Genomic DNA, 16,212 nt, shown 5'->3' with positions numbered 1-16,212 from the left:
CAATCGCAATTTCCCCTGCCACGTTGATGCCGCATGGGCTAGAATATAAGACGTAGATCAAGAAACACGGTTATCGGCCCGTGATCGACATCTGGGACAGTGTGAATCCGCGCCCCACCAGCGTGATCGAGGCGCGCTCCAACCTGTCGATGTCGCTGGATCGACTGGCCGCCGTGTTTCTGGGACTGAGTGCGGTCACGCTGCTGGTGGCGCTCGGGCCGCTCCTGCTGGGCTTATGGCCGATCATGCTGGCCGCCGTCGTGCACCTGCTCGTCGTCGGCTGGTGCATGCGGCTGGCCTGGCGGGGCAACTGGGCACGGGAGCGACTGGAAATCGACCGCGACTGGCTCAGAATCGATCATTTCGATGTCCGGCGGAAGACCCACTCCGAGTGGCCTTCCGCCTGGGTGCGAATTGAAATCGAAGAGCAGCGAATGGGCGAACGCCGGGTCGTGGTGACCTGTCACGGAAGGCGCCAGGTGATCGGCGACTTCCTGCCAACCGCCGAGAAGCTGGCGCTGGCTGACGCCCTCAAGGAGAGCCTCCGACCGTTCGACGCTCGGGGTGGTTCAAGCAATTACAGGTGAGTCGAGGATGAAGAGAACGAACGAACTGATCGTGGCCCTGGCGGTGATGGCGGTCATCATCGTGGTCACTTGGGGTCTGTACGCCGTGGGCGACAACATGCCCGGTGGCGTCACGCCCTTCAGCAAGGACGTCTACCAGCTGCACAACGTCATTCTGGCCGTGGTCACCGTCATCGGTGTGCTGGTCTTTACGGCCATGTTCACGTCGATCATCGTGCACCGTAAATCAAAAGGCCAGGAGCCGGCCAAATTCAGTCACTCGACCGCCGCCGAGATCACCTGGACGGCCATTCCGGTGCTGATCCTCATCATCATGGCCATCCCGGCCACCGGGGTACTGATCGACATGGAAGACACCGGCGGCGCCGATATCAATATCAAGGTGACCGGCTACCAGTGGCTTTGGCAGTACGAGTATCTGGAAGACGAGATCAACTTCTACTCGACGCTCGACCGCGACAGCAATGCCGCGCGCCAGATCAACTCCGGTGTTGACGTTCGCACGGTCGAAAACTACCTGCTCGAGGTCGACAAGCGACTGATCGTCCCGACCGACACCAAGATTCGTTTTCTGCTGACCTCCGGCGACGTGATCCACTCCTGGTGGGTGCCGGAACTCGGCTGGAAGCGAGACGCCATTCCGGGCATGGTCAACGAGGCCTGGACGCTGATCGAGGAAGAGGGCGTCTATCGCGGCCAGTGCGCAGAACTCTGCGGCAAGGACCACGGCTTCATGCCGATCGTGGTCGAAGCCGTTTCACCGTCCGAATACCGGCAGTGGGTTGCAGACCGCAAGGCAGAACAGACGGCTGAAACGGGCGATGAAGCCTCGGAAGCCCAGCAGATCACGGCCGCCGACGAACCGGCGGATACCGCTGACCAGGGCTGAAGCGCGAACAGGAGCGAGGAAACCAAGACATGAGTTACGACACCACTCTGAGCCACGACGAACACCACGCCGAGCACCCCACCGGGCTCAAGCGCTGGGTATTCACTACCAACCACAAGGAAATCGGGACGCTTTACCTGATTTTCTCCCTGATCGCCTTCATGCTCGGGGGCGCCATGGCCATGGTCATCCGGGCCGAGCTGTTCGTGCCCGGACTGCAACTGGTCAACCCCGAATTCTTCAACCAGATGACCACCATGCATGCGCTGGTCATGATCTTCGGCGCCGTCATGCCCGCCTTCGTGGGCCTGGCCAACTGGATGGTGCCGCTGATGATCGGGGCGCCCGACATGGCGCTGCCGCGCATGAACAACTGGTCGTTCTGGATTCTGCCCTTCGCGTTCTTCCTGCTTCTGATGACGCTGTTCCTGCCCTCGGGTGGTCCGGCATCGGGCTGGACGCTCTATCCGCCGCTGTCCCTGCAAGGCGGAACCAACATTGCCTTCGTGATCTTCGCCATTCACTTGATGGGCATTTCTTCGATCATGGGCGCGATCAATATCATCGTGACCATCCTGAACATGCGCGCCCCGGGCATGACCCTGCTGCGTATGCCGCTGTTCGTGTGGACCTGGCTGATTACCGGCTTCTTGCTGATCGCCGTGATGCCGGTTCTGGCGGGGGCGGTGACGATGCTCCTGACCGATCGTTTCTTCGACACCAGCTTCTTCAATGCCGCCGGCGGCGGTGACCCGGTGATGTACCAGCACATTTTCTGGTTCTTCGGTCATCCCGAGGTCTACATCATGATCCTGCCGGCTTTCGGCATCGTCTCGGAGATCCTGCCGACCTTCTCGCGCAAGCCGCTGTTCGGCTACGTCTCCATGGTCTACGCAACGGCTTCGATCGCCTTCCTGTCGTTCATCGTCTGGGCGCACCACATGTTCACGGTGGGCATGCCGCTGGGCGGCAACCTGTTCTTCATGTACGCCACGATGGTGATCGCGGTACCCACCGGCGTGAAGGTCTTCAACTGGATCTCGACCATGTGGCGCGGCTCGATGAGTTTCGAGACGCCCATGCTGTTCGCGCTTGGGTTCATCGTGCTGTTCACCATCGGCGGCTTCTCGGGCCTGATGCTGGCCATTGTTCCGGCCGATTTCCAGTATCACGACACCTACTTCGTGGTGGCGCACTTCCACTACGTGCTCGTCACCGGCTCGGTATTCGCGATCATGGCCGGCGTGTATTACTGGCTGCCCAAGTGGACCGGCTACATGTACAACGAGAAGCTGGGCAAGATTCACTTCTGGTGGTCGGCCATTTCGGTCAACGTCCTGTTCTTCCCGCAGCATTACCTGGGTCTGGCAGGCATGCCGAGGCGCATTCCCGACTACGCCGTCCAGTTCGCCGAGTTCAACATGATCTCGTCAATCGGCGGCTTTGCCTTCGGCCTCGCCCAGCTGTTGTTCATCTACATTATCTGGCAGGCTGCTCGTGGCGGGGAACGCGCTACCGACCAGGTTTGGGATGGCGCGCGCGGCCTGGAGTGGACCGTGCCCTCCCCGGCTCCGCTGCATACCTTCGACACGCCGCCGAAAGTGGATGACAGCGTAACGGCACACTCCGACAACCTGTCCTGAAGGGCGGAGGAACGTCTTGAGCGACCAGCATGATCCGGAAGGAATCAGGGCGAAACGACGCCGTGCCATTCGCACGGCGCTCGTGCTCGCCGCGGTCGTATCCATGATCTACCTCGGCTTCATCTTCAGGGGCGTACTCAACGCCGGATAGGCGGGAACGACGGGTAATCACCGGGCTGGCGACCGAGTCAGCCGAACAAGAAACTGAATCTAGGGAACAACCATGGCACAAGGACACTACTACGTACCCCACACGGCCAAGTGGCCGATCGTTGGCTCCATCGGCCTGTTCGTGATGATGCTTGGCGCCGGTAGCTGGCTCAACCAGGCGGCAATCGGCCCATGGTTCACGCTGGCCGGTTCGGTGATCGTGCTGGTCATGATCTTCGGCTGGTTTGCCCAGGTCATTGGCGAATCCGAGCAGGGGCTTTACAACCGGGCCGTGGACGGATCATTCCGCCAGGGGATGATCTGGTTCATCTTCTCGGAAGTGATGTTCTTCGCCGCGTTTTTCGGCGCGTTGTTCTATGCCCGCATGTTCTCCGTGCCCTGGCTCGGCGGGGAAGGTACCGGCGCGATGACCAACGAGCTGCTATTTCCGCAGTTCGACGCAACCTGGCCGACAGCCGGTCCGGCGCAACTCGGCGGTGACTTCCAGATCATTCCCGCCTTCGAGCTGCCGCTGCTGAACACGCTGATCCTGCTGACTTCGGGCCTGACCATCACGCTGGCTCACTGGGCGCTCAAGAAAGCCCAACGCGGGGCCCTGGTCGCCTGGATGGCCGCCACCGTGGCCCTGGGCGCGATCTTTCTCTACTTCCAGGCTTCGGAATACATCCATGCCTACCAGGATCTCGGACTGACCCTGGGTTCGGGCATCTACGGTTCGACGTTCTTCATGCTCACCGGCTTCCACGGCCTGCACGTGACCCTGGGCACGATCATGCTCATCGTCATCACCCTGCGCTGCATGGCCGGTCACTTCTCGAAGAAGAACCACTTCGGCTTCGAAGCCGTGGCCTGGTACTGGCACTTCGTCGACGTCGTCTGGCTGGGGCTGTTCGTGTTTGTCTACGTGCTCTGACGAAGCAACAACGACTCAGCAAAGAGAGTGCCGGCCATGTGCCGGCACTTTCGTATCTAATAGCTGTAAAAAATAAATGGTCCACAGATGAACACAGATAAACACAGATAAACACAGATAAAAGAAAACAAGAGAATTGTTCTGGAGTTGGTCGGTACGCCTGTTGCTGAATATCTAGCAAACGGGCTTACCTCAGCAGTGAAGCAAGGGTATCAATACCTGATCGCGCTTCATTCGGCTCTGCCAAGTCAATCATTCTTCAAGTTTTTATCTTTTCAATCTGTGTTCATCTGTGTTCATCTGTGGACAAATTACTTTTTTTGAATCCTCCCCCCTCACCCTCGACCAGCAACGGTCTCCCAGCGCACCGAGATCAGCATCCAGTCGCCGTCGTCCAGTCGCCAGCCGGTCGTGACCTTGTACCAGCTGCCGGTGTCGGGGATCAGGCCGGTGCCGCCGGTCAGGACGGCGTGCATGGTGGCGGTTGCCCTGCCCTCGCCCTGTAGTTCGATTTCGATATCGAACAGGCGTGCCTTGAGAGACTCGTGAGCCAGCATTTCCCGCCGAAGCAGCAAGCGAGCGGCTCGCCTGTCGAGATTGCGCGTTGCGGCGGTAAAGTCCTCGGCAACGGGCGAGAAAAAGGATCGGGTATTGCCCTCGGCCAGATCGTTCTGCATGGCCTCGATCCGGTTGCGGATCTGTTCTTCGTCCGGCAGCGGCTCACTACAAGCGGCCAGCAACGCCAGGCAGGCACTGCACAGCCAGAGCTTGCCGAACCGGCTCACTTGGCAGGCTCGTCGACGAGGTAGGACTCGAGCAGGCGGCTGGCGACGACAATCAAGTCGTACTCCGTAACCAGGCCGACCAGCTTGCCGTTTTCAACCACCGGCAGGCTGCTGAGGCGGTTGTCGCGCATCAGGCGGATGGCTTCCACGGTCGTGGTGTCGGGGGAGACCGTGATCGGGTCCGGACGCATAATGTCGCGCACGGTAATCGTATCGTCACGATTGCCCCGGGCAATGAGGCGTAGAAGTTGTCGGTGTGAGACCAGGCCCAGCAGCTGGCCCGAATCATCCTCGACCGGAACGTGCCGGACGTGGCGCCATTCCATCAGGCTTGCGGCGAAGTCGACGATATCGTCCGGCCTGACGGTAAACAGATCGGTGGCCATGAATTGCCCGACATTGCGATAGCTGTCGCGCCAGTCCTGCTGGGTGCAGATCTTCGCCAACTCCCATTCGGAAACCGGCCTGCCGCTTTCGGACTGCTCGACCATGGATGAAACGAGCGCTCGCAGGCGTTCGCTTTCGTTGCCTTCGTCACGCATGCTCTCGAGCGACTCGAGTTGCCAGCGTGCGCCAGTTCGCCGATTGTCGACGCGAGAGCGGATCACACCCAGGTAACGATCGATATCCTGCTCGTCGATGCCGGCTTCGAGCAGGCCTTCCCGTGCCATCGGCAACAGCTCGTCGATGATCAATTCCTGCGCGGTGACCTGCCGATTGTCGAACCAGACCTGTTGGGCACGCAGGCCCTCGCGTGCGGCGGCGAGAAAATTGCTTTTCACATCACTGAAATTCAGGTGCTCCCGAATGTCGTCCACGGTATGCGACAGGCGCGACATCATGCCGAAGAAGAAGGCGGCATTCGCCACCTCGTCGAGCACCGTCGGACCGGATGGAATTACGCGGTTTTCGATCCTCAGGTGGGGCTTGCCGTTGTCGGAAATGCCGTAACAGGCGCGATTCCATCGATAGACGGTGCCGTTGTGCAGACACAGCGCCCGCAGCCTGGGCACCTCGCCGCGTGAAACCATGCCGATGGGGTCTTCCTCGAACTCGGTGGTGAGCACCACCCGGAATCGGGCGATGTCTTCCTTGAAGATTTCGATCACCGACTTGTCGATCCAGTGATCGCCGAAGTGTACCCGCGGCTTGTGACCCCGGGCGGCATGCGCCTCGGAACGAGCGTCGATCGAGTGCTCGAAAACGGCAATGCGGGTCTCGTGCCAGAGGCGCTTGCCCAGAAGGATGGGTGAATTCACACAGCTGGCCAGCAAGGGGCCGGTAACGGCCTGGGCGATGTTGTAGAGGTGGGCAAACTCGTCGGCACCGACCTGGAAGTGGACCTGGAAACTGGTATTGCAGGCTTCCAGCATCAGGTTGTCGTGGTTGATGCTGAGTTGGTCGATACCCTTGATGGCAAAGTTGAAATTGCTGCCCCTGAGCCTGAGCAGGGCCTCGTTGAGCGCAAAATAGCGCGCGGTGGGCACCATCGACTCGAGCGACATGTGCTCGCGCGTGAGCGTGGGCAATATGCCCACCAGCGCGATCCGGCTGTCGACCGTGGCGGCCTTTTCCCGGGCGATTTCGAGCACCTCGTCGGCCTCGTGCTCGAGCTGGCGAAGGCAGTCGCCGCCGAGTTCCAGCGGCGAGAGATTGGCTTCGAGATTGAACAGACCCAGCTCGTGCGTGAAACGCGGATCGTCGATCTGCTCGAGAATCTGCATCGCCGTCAACGCCGGGCGGGAAGCCTGGTCGACCAGGAACATCTCCTGCTCCGCGCCGATCCGTCGAATGCCCGACTCGATCATTCCCCCTTCGAGCATGTCCTCGAGGGCGCGTACTTCATTGAGCAGCGCCTTCATGAACGCGCGGCGCACGCCCTCGTCGGCCGTTTGTTCGACGTTTTGTTCGCCCATCGCGGAAAGCTGCCCACTCGCTGACTTCCCGGCGATCATAAACGCCCCCCGTGAAAGGGGCAAATGCCTCGCTCCCCACCCCTCCGGATGCTTGTGTCGACCCGCCTCCTGTGCCAAGCTTTGAAGCTACCGAAACAGAACCGTAGAGAAGGGAGATTCGATGAGCGACAAGCCCTGGCTCGAGCACTATCCGGAAGGGGTGCCGACCGAAATAGACATGGGGGAGTTCGATTCGGTCGTCGACGTGATCGACACCAGCTGCAACGAATTCCGGGACAAGGTCGCCTACGTCAACTTCGGCGCCGAGCTCACGTTCGGACAGGTGGACCGGCACAGTGCCGCGTTCGCCGCCCGCCTGCAGGCCATGGGCCTGGAAAAGGGCGACCGTATCGCCATCATGATGCCCAACGTGCTGCAGTATCCGATCGCGGTTTTCGGCGCCCTGCGGGCCGGCCTGGTCGTGGTCAACACCAACCCGCTCTACACGGCCCGGGAGCTCAAGCACCAGCTCAACGACTCGGGCGCGAAGGCGATCGTCATCATGGACAACTTCGCCAGTGTGCTCGAGGCGGTCATCGACGACGTCCAGATCGAACACATCGTTCTAACGCGCATGGGCGACATGCTCGGCGGCCTCAAGGGCGCCCTGACGAACTTTGCCGTACGCTACGTCAAGAAGATGGTGCCGGCCTACAATCTCCCCAACACCCGGCCATTCAACGCGTTGCTCAGGGAAGGCGCCAACGAACAGTTCCTTCCGGTGAAACTCGCGCATGACGACATCGCCTTTCTACAGTACACCGGCGGCACCACCGGTGTATCCAAGGGCGCGGTCCTGACGCACGGCAACATGGTTGCCAACATGCAGCAGGCATCGGCCTGGCTGGGCGGACGACTCGACATCGGCAAGGAAACGATCATCACCGCCCTGCCCCTCTACCATATCTTCGCGCTGACGGCGAACTGCCTGGTCTTCATCAAGCTCGGCGGGCGCAACGTGCTGATCACGAACCCGCGCGATATGGCCGGATTCGTCAAGGAGCTGGGCAAGGTCAAGTTCACCGCCATCACCGGTGTCAACACCCTGTTCAACGGCTTGCTCAACACCCCCGGCTTCGAGGACCTCGATTTTTCCAATCTGCGAATGACGCTCGGCGGTGGGATGGCCGTGCAGCGTGCGGTGGCCGAACGATGGAAGAAGGTGACCGGCGTAACCCTCGTCGAGGCCTACGGCCTGACCGAAACATCACCGGCGGCCTGTATCAACCCGATGGACCTGGAAGAATACAACGGCGCCATCGGCCTGCCCATCTCTTCGACCGAGTGTCGCGTGATCGACGGCGACGGCAATCCCCTGCCGCAGGGCGAGACCGGCGAATTGTGCGTGCGTGGCCCGCAAGTCATGCAAGGCTACTGGAATCGCCCCGAGGAAACGGCAAAGGTGCTCGGCGAGGATGGCTGGCTGCGTACCGGCGACATGGCCAAGATGGACGAGAAGGGTTACTTCTATATCGTCGACCGCAAGAAGGACATGATTCTCGTCTCGGGCTTCAACGTCTACCCCAACGAGGTCGAGGACATCATAGCGAACCATCCGAAGGTGCTGGAAGTCGGTGCCATCGGCGCCCCGGACGAGAAATCCGGCGAAGTGGTCAAGGCCGTGGTGGTGCGCAAGGATGATTCGCTGACCGTCAAGGAACTGCGCGAATTCTGTCGCAAGGAACTGACCGGCTACAAGGTACCCAAGTACGTCGAGTTCGTCGACGAGCTCCCCAAGACCAATGTCGGAAAGATCCTGCGACGCGAACTGCGCGATCTCTACGGCGAGGCGCGCAGTTCCGAAGACTGAAACAACGAAAAACGCGCCTTCATTGGAGCATGTCGGATTCGTCCGGCCGCTCGGACAACCCGGACACGCCGACGCCGATCAGGCGCACGGCAAACTGGCTGCGCCATCCGGCCCAGCTTTCCAGCAACTCACGCGCACCCGAGAGAATTCGCTCGGCGCTGCGCGTGTGCCCGCCCAGGGACTGGCTGCGCGTGATGGTCGAAAAGCCGCTCGAGCGCAGTTTGATGGTCACCGTGCGCGCATAGAGTCCTCGCTCCGCCAAACGACGGGCCACCTTGTCCGCCTGGCCGGCCATGACACTCACCAACTTGTCGATATCGTGGCGGTCTTCCCGGAAAGTGGTTTCCTGGCTGATCGAACGGCGCACACGCTCTGAATTGACTTCCCGCTCATCGATGCCGGCGGCGCGTTCGATCAGCTCCAGCGCATGGTCGCCGAACAGGCGGGAAAGCACATCCAGGCCGGTTCGCCGCAGCTGGCCGACGGTAAACACACCGATATCGTGCAGCTTCTCCGCCGTTCTCGGACCAATACCCCAGAGACGGCGAATCGGCAATGGATCGAGAAAGCGCTGGACCCGGTCGACCGGAATATGAACCAGGCCGTCGGGCTTGTCGTAGTCGGAAGCGATCTTGGCCAGCAACTTGTTGTGCGCCATGCCGACCGAGGCGGTCAGGCCGGTCTGCTCGGCAATGCGCCGCTTGAGAAGGCTGCCGATCCCGGAAAGAGACTGACCGTCGAGATTTACCTGATCGCTGACATCGATAAAGGCTTCATCGAGGCTGAGACCTTCAATACGGTCGCTGAATGCGCCCATCAGGTCGAACACTTCCCGGGAGACTTCCCGGTAACGGTCGAAGCGCGCCGAGACAAAGACACCGGAAGGGCACAGTCGCCTGGCCCTCGCTCCGGGCATGGCCGAGCGCACACCATATTGTCTGGCTTCGTAGCTGGCGGCAGCGACGACGCCACGGCTGCTTCCGCCGCCGACCATGACCGGGCGACCGCGCAGTTCGGGATGATCGCGCTGTTCAACGCTGGCGTAGAAAGCATCCATGTCGACATGGATGATGGAGCGATTAGTCAATTTTCAATGACTCATTGGTCATTGTTTGGAAATTGATGTATTGAAATAATTGAAAATTAAATCGTTCGGGTCGGCTTGTCGCTGTCGAGCATGCCCGCCAGCAGCGACACGATCGTGCTCTGCGCCTGCTGGCCCTCGGCACTGTCCGAAAACTGCACGCCCACCCCGCTGTTGGCCGCTCGCCCCCCGCCGGACGGCGTCAGCCATGCCACTTTACCGGGAATCGCGATGCGCTCTTCGCCCATCAGGCCAAGCAGGATCAACACCTCGTCACCGAGCCGGAATTCCTTGCGTGTGGGAACGAACAGGCCGCCGTTGATCAAGAACGGCATGTAGGCGCCGTAGAGCTCCTGCTTGTTTTCGATGTTGTAGGAGAGAATGCCTTTCTGGGCCATGAAGTCATTTCCGCGCCGTTTGACACGCCTCCCATTCTAGCAGCCAACGGCCCAGAAGCAGGTCCTGCCGAACCACTCCCCTGGTGGCCTCTCGGCGCCCGTCCAGGGCCATCTGCCAGAGGCGGGCCAATTCGCGCCGGTTAACCCGCTCGGGCAGGCGCCTCCCGGGGGGATGCCTGCCACCGGCTCCACTGGCGCGCGCCATGATGACCGACATCCAGCGCGCGATCCACGTCCAACTCGCCGCCGGGTCGACCTGCCAGCGCTCCAGAACCTCGGCATGGGGTTTCGATTCGAGCAGATCATCGAGCAGCGACAGCCCCGTCTCCAGGCCTCCCGTATCGAGCATTTCGCGCGCCGCCAGGGGGGCGTCCGCGCTGAGCTCGAGTGCGGCTTCCCGTTCCACCTCACCGGCATCCGGGCAGGATTCGGCCAGCCACTGCTCGGCCAGATCGCGCGCGGGAGCCCTCAGCGCCAGCTGCTGGCAACGAGAGCGCACGGTGGCCGGCAGCCGTGCCGGTTGCTCGCTGAGCAGGATCAACCAGGCATCCTGCGGCGGCTCTTCCAGCGTCTTGAGCAGGGCATTAACGGCATTACGGTTCATTGCATCGGCCTGCGGGATCAGCCCGACGCGGTTGCCGCCCAGGGAAGCGGTCAACTGCAGGCGCTCGATCAGGTCGCGCACCTGGTCGACGCCAATCCCCTGCTTGTCTTCGGGGACCTCAACGACGAACCGGTCGGGGTGCGTACCCCCGTCGAAGAGGCGGCAGCTCTGGCAGTCGCCACAGCCGCCCGACGCCCCGGGCCGGCTGCACAGCAACAGCTGCGCCAGCCAGTCACCGAGGACGCGCTTGCCGATCCCTCGCGGGCCGTGGATCAGGGGAGCATGCCCCAGGCGCTTTGCCTCGATCCGCTCCCTCAGGGAACGACAGGTTGAATCCAGCCAGGGAAGCATCAAGTCAGCCTCTCCGACAAGGCGCTCTCGATGGCTGCGGTGACGTCCTCGAGCCCGCGCGCCGCGTCGATGACCACGAACCGTCCCGGTTCCAGCCGCGCCTGGGCCAGATAGGCCTGGCGTACACGCTCGAGAAATTCCGGACGGCTCTGTTCCATGCGATCGGGCCCGCCCTCGCGACCGCGTATGCGCTCCATGCCCACGGCCACCGGCACATCCAGTAGAAGCGTCAGGTCGGGCTGCAGGTCGGGATGGACCAGGCCGGCCAGGGTCTCGACCGCTTCGGAGCCCAATTGCCGGCCAGCACCCTGATAGGCGCGGCTGGCGTCGGTGAACCGATCACAGATGATGTCCGTGCCCCGCGCCAGCGCAGGCCGGATGACACCGGCGAGGTTTTCCTGGCGGGCGGCGAACATCAAGAGCAGTTCGCTCATGGGCGTCAGCGGCCCGTTATCCGGGTCGAGCAGCAGCGCCCGGATGCGCTCCGCCGCCGCCGTGCCGCCCGGCTCACGCGTGACGATCACCTCGCGGCCGCGCTCGGCCAGCCAGGAACGCACGGTGTGCATGGCGGTCGTCTTGCCGGCACCCTCACCGCCTTCGAGCGTAATGAATCGACCGCGACGCATCATCGCCCCCGGATATAGCGGTTGACGGCGGCATTGTGCTCCGCCAGGGTGTCCGAGAACTTGTGGCTGCCGTCACCGCGGGCCACGAAATACAGGGCCGTCCCATCGGCCGGGCGGGCGGCCGCTTCCAGCGAGGCACGCCCCGGTAGCGCGATCGGCGTCGGCGGCAGGCCGTGCCGGGTGTAGGTATTCCAGGGGTGGTCGGTGGTCAGGTGCACCCGGCGCAGTCTGCCCTCGAAGTCCTCGCCCAGGCCGTAGACGACGGTCGGGTCGGTCTGCAGCCGCATGCCTTGCTCCAGTCGCCGCACGAAAACCCCGGCGATGCGGGCGCGCTCATCGGCCTGGCCGGTTTCGCGCTCGATCAGCGAAGCCAGGACGAGCAGTTCGTAGGGATCGTCAAGGGGCAGGCCCTCGTCACGGTTCGCCCAGGCCCGCTCCAGCGCGTCGGCCATGTCTTCATAAGCCCGCTCGAGCAGTTCGAGGTCGCTGGAACCGCGGACGAAGAAGTAAGTTTCCGGCAGAAATCGGCCTTCGGGCTGGCAACCGTCGCAGTCGAGGTGCTGCATCAGTTCGCCTTCCGCGAAACCGGCCGCGACCCGGCGCAGCCTCGGATCGACCGCCAGCTCGGCACGCAGTTCGCTCACCGTCCAGCCCTCGACAATGGTGAAGCGGTGCTTGCGTACGCGACCGGCCGCGATCATCGCGATGGCATCAGAAACGCTCATCCCCGGCTCGATGCGATACTCGCCGGCGCGCAGAACGGGAGCGTCGATTCGCCCGAGCACGCGCCAGCGCCAGTCGAACCGGGATACGCCCAGAAGCTCCAGCTTCCGGACCATTCCCCGGAAGCTTGTACCGCTGTCCAGCCACAGGTTGACCGGGCCGTCCTCGGTCAAGGGGCGCTGACGGAACTGCTGCCAGTCCTGAAACAGCCAGGCCGCCGCGCCGGCGATGAGCACGGCGATCAACAGGATCCCGATGATCAATCTTCGCATTCGAACAATTCGTCCCAGAGTCGCTGCCAGCGGCGGCACGTCTCGCTGATCTCCAGAGCACGATCATCGAGTTTCCGCACCGGCCGGATACCGGCGACCGAGTTTATCACCATGGCACTCTCCGCCCGCCGCAGGTTTTCGGCATCAAGCTCGCGAGTAGCCAGATCGCTTCCGAGGCGCTCACCCAACCACTCGAGACCAACGCCGGCCACGCCCGAACCGGCAAGCCGGGGCGTGACCGCCTTGCCATCGATGAGGAGAACCAGGTTGCCCGCAATCGCCTCGACCAGCCGACCGTCGACATCGAACAGAACCGCCTCGTCGACGCCCGCCCGCCGGGCGTGCTCGGCGGCCAGAACCTGCTCGAGGCGATTGCCGTGCTTGATGCCGGCCAGTTCCCGCCCCACCGACAGGCGAACGGGGCTGGTGTGCAGCACAATGCCTTCCGTGCGGACCTGGTCAATTGTCGCCGACCAGGGGCGACGCGCCAGGATGCGGCGTGGCCGGGGGGCATCCGGTGGCTCGTAGGCACGACCGCCGCTGCCACGGGTCAGGGTGATGCGAACGACCGCACGGCGTTGACCGTCAACCAGCCGGGCGCACTCGGCCGCAAGCAAATCGGGATCGACTTCCGGCATCAACAAGCGCCGGGCGTCGCGCGCCAGGCGAGCCATATGCCGATCCCAGAGCGGCGCCCGGCCGCATACGAAAGCAACCGTTTCGAAGAGGTGGTCTCCGTAGAGCAGCCCGCGGTCGTCGAGTGGCACGACGTTGCAGGGTTCGCCGTTGACCAGCGCGTCAACCATGACCGATCGCGGCCAGCAGCCCGCGGGCCTTGTCTTCGGTTTCGGCCAGTTCCGCTGCGGGGTCCGAATCGGCCACGATACCCGCCCCGGTACGGAAGGTGATGCGGTTGCCGCCGACCACCATGGAACGAATCAGGATATTCAGATCCATGCGGCCGTCCCGGCCCAGGTACCCCAACGCACCCGTGTAGCATCCGCGCCCCTGCTGCTCCAGTTCCGCGATGATTTCCATGCAGCGTACTTTGGGGCAGCCGGTAATCGTGCCGCCGGGAAACACCGCCCGGATCACGTCGGCCGCGGTCATCCCCTCGCGCAGCAGTCCGCGCACGTTGGAGACGATGTGGTGCACGTGGGCGTAGGACTCGATCACCATCAGTTCGTCGACTTCGATACTGCCAATCCGGCACACACGGCCCAGGTCGTTGCGCTCCAGGTCGATCAGCATGATGTGTTCGGCGCGCTCCTTGGGGTGGGACACCAACTCGCTGGTCAGCCGGGAATCCGCTTCCTCGGACTGGCCCCGCGGCCGGGTGCCGGCGATGGGGCGGGTCTGCACGAACTCGCCGTCGACACTCACCAGCCGCTCGGGCGAGGAAGAAACCACGGTGCCGCCGGGCAGACGCGCCAGCGCGGCGAAGGGTGCCGGATTGGAACCGGCCAGGGCCCGGTAAATCGAAGCCGGGTCGATCGCTTCCCGGCCAGTCGCTTCCCATCCACGCGAGAGGTTCACCTGGAAGACATCACCGTCTCGAATGTAGTCGCGGATGCGCTCGACGCCGGACTTGAATCGCTCACCGGGGTCGGCGTTCAGATCGAGTTCGGGCGGGGCCGCTCCGCCCGGGTCGCTGCGGTCATCGAGCCGTTCGATATCGTCCCCTGCCCTGGCCAGTTCCGCCTGGTCCTCTGCCACGAGCCAGTAACGATCGTCGAGGTGATCGTGCAACAGCGCCGAACGACAGCGCCGGGCCAGTGCCGCCGGCAAGCCGTCGCGCGAACGGGCAAGTTTGAGTCCGGGCTCGATTTCGCCGGCCAGTTCGTAACCCAGATAGACAAACCATCCGCCGCAGAAGGGAAACCGGCGATCGGACGATTCCGATTCGGCCTCGCGCTGGCGATCGGCCAGTTCATCCAGAAAACCGGGGCCGGCGCCAACGGCGGCCTGGTCGAGTATCAGGGGCGCCTCATCGGCTGCGCGCAGCAGCAGCGACCAGCGACCGAGCTTGCCGGCCGATGCCGAACTGGCAAGCAGGTAGGGCCATTGATCGGGAAACTGCCGGTGAAGGGCGAGCAACGACGCGGGCGCCGTCAGCTCACGCGCCGCACAGGTCATTCAAATCGTTTCAGCAGCAGCGTGCCGTTGGTGCCGCCGAAACCGAAGGAATTGCTCATGGCAACGCTGATCGGCTTTTCGCGCGCCTGGTGGGGCACGAGATCGATATCGCGGCAGTCTGGATCGACTTCGTCGAGATTGATCGTCGGCGGGATCACCCCGTCACGCAATGCCAGTGCGGTAAAGATGGCCTCCACGCCACCGGCCGCACCCAGCAGGTGCCCGGTCATCGACTTGGTCGAACTCATCATCACGCTACCGACATCATCCCCCAGGCAGGTCCTGACGGCGGCGCACTCCGCCCGGTCCCCAAGCTGGGTGGACGTGCCGTGCGCGTTGATGTAGCCCACTTCCGAGGGATCGACGCCGGCATCGCGCATGGCGTTGGTCATGCAGCGTGCCGCGCCTTCGCCCCCTTCCGAGGGTGACGTGATGTGATAGGCATCGCCGCTCATTCCGTAGCCGGCTACTTCGGCGTAGATGGTCGCACCGCGTTTTTTCGCATGCTCGAGCTCTTCCAGCACAACGATGCCGGCCCCGTTGCTAAGCACGAAGCCGTCGCGATCGACGTCCCAGGGCCGACTGGCCTTCTCCGGTTCGTCGTTGCGCGTGGACAGCGCCTTGGCCGAGGTGAAGCCGCCGTAGGCTGTCGGTGTCGTTCCGAACTCACCGCCGCCGGCAACCATCACGTCGGCATCGCCGTAGGCAATGATGCGTGCGGCGTCGCCGATATTGTGGGTGGCCGTGGTACAGGCGGTCACGATCGAAATGTTCGGACCCTGGTAACCGTACTTGATCGAGAGGTTGCCCGCGATCATGTTGATGATCACGCCGGGAATGAAAAACGGCGAGATACGGCGGGGCCCACTTTCGAGGTACGTGTTGTAGGTCTGCTCGATGGTCGAGATGCCGCCGATCCCCGAGCCGATCGCCAACCCGATTCGTTCGGCGTCCTCTTCACTGTCGCTCAGCCCGGCATCGGCGATGGCCTGCATCGAGGCAGCCATGCCATAGTGGATGAACGTATCGCACTTGCGCGCTTCCTTGGGCGACAGATACTCACCGACGTCGAACCCATGGATTTCGCCGGCAATCCTGGCCGAAAAACGCTCGGGATCGAAGGCCTCGAGGGGCCCGATACCACTGCGACCATTGCAGATGGCATCCCAGGCACTGGCCACGTCGTTGCCCACGGGCGAAATACAACCCATGCCGGTAATGACGATGCGGCGGTCACCCTGCATGTGCGACTCCGTTATTCAATG

General features: G+C 62.8%; 16 protein-coding genes. 6 read left to right on the top strand and 10 right to left on the bottom strand.

Annotation, left to right across the window (positions count from 1 at the left end):
• Positions 1-80: 80 nt before the first annotated feature.
• From ACDC66_RS04525 to ACDC66_RS04505, 5 genes are all read left to right on the top strand, one after another.
• A complete protein-coding gene (locus ACDC66_RS04525) occupies positions 81-587 on the top strand; it encodes a DUF2244 domain-containing protein (RefSeq protein WP_376695480.1) in 507 nt (168 codons plus the stop codon).
• Positions 588-594: 7 nt separating this feature from the next.
• A complete protein-coding gene (gene coxB / locus ACDC66_RS04520) occupies positions 595-1,476 on the top strand; it encodes a cytochrome c oxidase subunit II (protein ID WP_376695479.1) in 882 nt (293 codons plus the stop codon).
• A gap of 29 nt (positions 1,477-1,505) precedes the next feature.
• Positions 1,506-3,119 carry a cytochrome c oxidase subunit I gene (gene ctaD, locus ACDC66_RS04515; protein WP_376695478.1) on the top strand — a complete coding sequence of 538 codons (1,614 nt, stop codon included), beginning with the start codon at positions 1,506-1,508 and terminating at the stop codon, positions 3,117-3,119.
• 16 nt (positions 3,120-3,135) lie between these two features.
• On the top strand, positions 3,136-3,270 hold the full coding sequence (locus ACDC66_RS04510) for a hypothetical protein (protein ID WP_376695477.1): 135 nt from the start codon (positions 3,136-3,138) through the stop codon (positions 3,268-3,270).
• A gap of 72 nt (positions 3,271-3,342) precedes the next feature.
• Positions 3,343-4,203, top strand: a complete 861-nt coding sequence (locus ACDC66_RS04505) for a cytochrome c oxidase subunit 3 (RefSeq protein WP_376695476.1) — start codon at positions 3,343-3,345, stop codon at positions 4,201-4,203.
• A 335-nt stretch (positions 4,204-4,538) separates the two neighbouring features.
• On the opposite strand, the gene ACDC66_RS04500 is transcribed toward ACDC66_RS04505, so the two are convergent.
• Complete coding sequence (locus tag ACDC66_RS04500) at positions 4,539-4,988, bottom strand: hypothetical protein (protein WP_376695475.1); 450 nt, start codon at positions 4,986-4,988, stop codon at positions 4,539-4,541.
• Positions 4,985-6,904: a CBS domain-containing protein gene (locus ACDC66_RS04495; protein ID WP_376695474.1), complete on the bottom strand. Its 1,920-nt coding sequence runs from the start codon at positions 6,902-6,904 to the stop codon at positions 4,985-4,987. Before ACDC66_RS04495 ends, ACDC66_RS04500 begins: the two co-directional genes overlap by 4 nt.
• Before the next feature lie 160 nt (positions 6,905-7,064).
• Between ACDC66_RS04495 and ACDC66_RS04490 the strand changes: the two genes are divergently transcribed.
• Positions 7,065-8,753: an AMP-binding protein gene (locus ACDC66_RS04490; protein ID WP_376695473.1), complete on the top strand. Its 1,689-nt coding sequence runs from the start codon at positions 7,065-7,067 to the stop codon at positions 8,751-8,753.
• A gap of 19 nt (positions 8,754-8,772) precedes the next feature.
• On the opposite strand, the gene ACDC66_RS04485 is transcribed toward ACDC66_RS04490, so the two are convergent.
• The 8 genes from ACDC66_RS04485 to fabF are packed head-to-tail and all read right to left on the bottom strand — an operon-like array spanning position 8,773 to position 16,191.
• Complete coding sequence (locus ACDC66_RS04485) at positions 8,773-9,840, bottom strand: DNA polymerase IV (RefSeq protein ID WP_376695472.1); 1,068 nt, start codon at positions 9,838-9,840, stop codon at positions 8,773-8,775.
• A gap of 56 nt (positions 9,841-9,896) precedes the next feature.
• A complete protein-coding gene (locus ACDC66_RS04480; protein ID WP_376695471.1) occupies positions 9,897-10,235 on the bottom strand; it encodes a PilZ domain-containing protein in 339 nt (112 codons plus the stop codon).
• A gap of 4 nt (positions 10,236-10,239) precedes the next feature.
• Positions 10,240-11,190 carry a DNA polymerase III subunit delta' gene (gene holB / locus ACDC66_RS04475; protein ID WP_376695470.1) on the bottom strand — a complete coding sequence of 317 codons (951 nt, stop codon included), beginning with the start codon at positions 11,188-11,190 and terminating at the stop codon, positions 10,240-10,242.
• Positions 11,190-11,819, bottom strand: coding sequence for a dTMP kinase (gene tmk, locus ACDC66_RS04470; protein WP_376695469.1), 630 nt, complete (start codon positions 11,817-11,819; stop codon positions 11,190-11,192). The genes holB and tmk overlap by 1 nt, the downstream gene beginning before the upstream one ends.
• Complete coding sequence (mltG, locus tag ACDC66_RS04465; RefSeq protein WP_376695468.1) at positions 11,816-12,811, bottom strand: endolytic transglycosylase MltG; 996 nt, start codon at positions 12,809-12,811, stop codon at positions 11,816-11,818. Before mltG ends, tmk begins: the two co-directional genes overlap by 4 nt.
• Positions 12,799-13,617: an aminodeoxychorismate lyase gene (gene pabC / locus ACDC66_RS04460; RefSeq protein WP_376695467.1), complete on the bottom strand. Its 819-nt coding sequence runs from the start codon at positions 13,615-13,617 to the stop codon at positions 12,799-12,801. Before pabC ends, mltG begins: the two co-directional genes overlap by 13 nt.
• The gene (locus tag ACDC66_RS04455; RefSeq protein ID WP_376695466.1) at positions 13,610-14,947 is read right to left on the bottom strand and encodes an aminodeoxychorismate synthase component I; all 1,338 of its coding nucleotides are present in this window, start codon (positions 14,945-14,947) and stop codon (positions 13,610-13,612) included. Before ACDC66_RS04455 ends, pabC begins: the two co-directional genes overlap by 8 nt.
• A complete protein-coding gene (gene fabF, locus ACDC66_RS04450; RefSeq protein ID WP_376695465.1) occupies positions 14,944-16,191 on the bottom strand; it encodes a beta-ketoacyl-ACP synthase II in 1,248 nt (415 codons plus the stop codon). The genes ACDC66_RS04455 and fabF overlap by 4 nt, the downstream gene beginning before the upstream one ends.
• Positions 16,192-16,212 lie beyond the last annotated feature (21 nt).

It is taken from the genome of Wenzhouxiangella psychrophila, assembly GCF_042310375.1.
Taxonomy (GTDB): Bacteria; Pseudomonadota; Gammaproteobacteria; order Xanthomonadales; family Wenzhouxiangellaceae; genus Wenzhouxiangella.
This window is presented reverse-complemented; position numbering and strand designations above follow the sequence as displayed.

Coding starts and splice junctions, on each gene's coding strand:
- ACDC66_RS04490 (WP_376695473.1), top strand. CDS start 7,065: ATGAGCGACAAGCCCTGGCTCGAGCACTATCCGGAAGGGGTGCCGACC.
- ctaD (WP_376695478.1), top strand. CDS start 1,506: ATGAGTTACGACACCACTCTGAGCCACGACGAACACCACGCCGAGCAC.
- holB (WP_376695470.1), bottom strand. CDS start 11,190: ATGCTTCCCTGGCTGGATTCAACCTGTCGTTCCCTGAGGGAGCGGATC.
- ACDC66_RS04480 (WP_376695471.1), bottom strand. CDS start 10,235: ATGGCCCAGAAAGGCATTCTCTCCTACAACATCGAAAACAAGCAGGAG.
- ACDC66_RS04495 (WP_376695474.1), bottom strand. CDS start 6,904: ATGGGCGAACAAAACGTCGAACAAACGGCCGACGAGGGCGTGCGCCGC.
- pabC (WP_376695467.1), bottom strand. CDS start 13,617: ATGGTTGACGCGCTGGTCAACGGCGAACCCTGCAACGTCGTGCCACTC.
- coxB (WP_376695479.1), top strand. CDS start 595: ATGAAGAGAACGAACGAACTGATCGTGGCCCTGGCGGTGATGGCGGTC.
- fabF (WP_376695465.1), bottom strand. CDS start 16,191: ATGCAGGGTGACCGCCGCATCGTCATTACCGGCATGGGTTGTATTTCG.
- ACDC66_RS04455 (WP_376695466.1), bottom strand. CDS start 14,947: ATGACCTGTGCGGCGCGTGAGCTGACGGCGCCCGCGTCGTTGCTCGCC.
- mltG (WP_376695468.1), bottom strand. CDS start 12,811: ATGCGAAGATTGATCATCGGGATCCTGTTGATCGCCGTGCTCATCGCC.
- tmk (WP_376695469.1), bottom strand. CDS start 11,819: ATGATGCGTCGCGGTCGATTCATTACGCTCGAAGGCGGTGAGGGTGCC.
- ACDC66_RS04505 (WP_376695476.1), top strand. CDS start 3,343: ATGGCACAAGGACACTACTACGTACCCCACACGGCCAAGTGGCCGATC.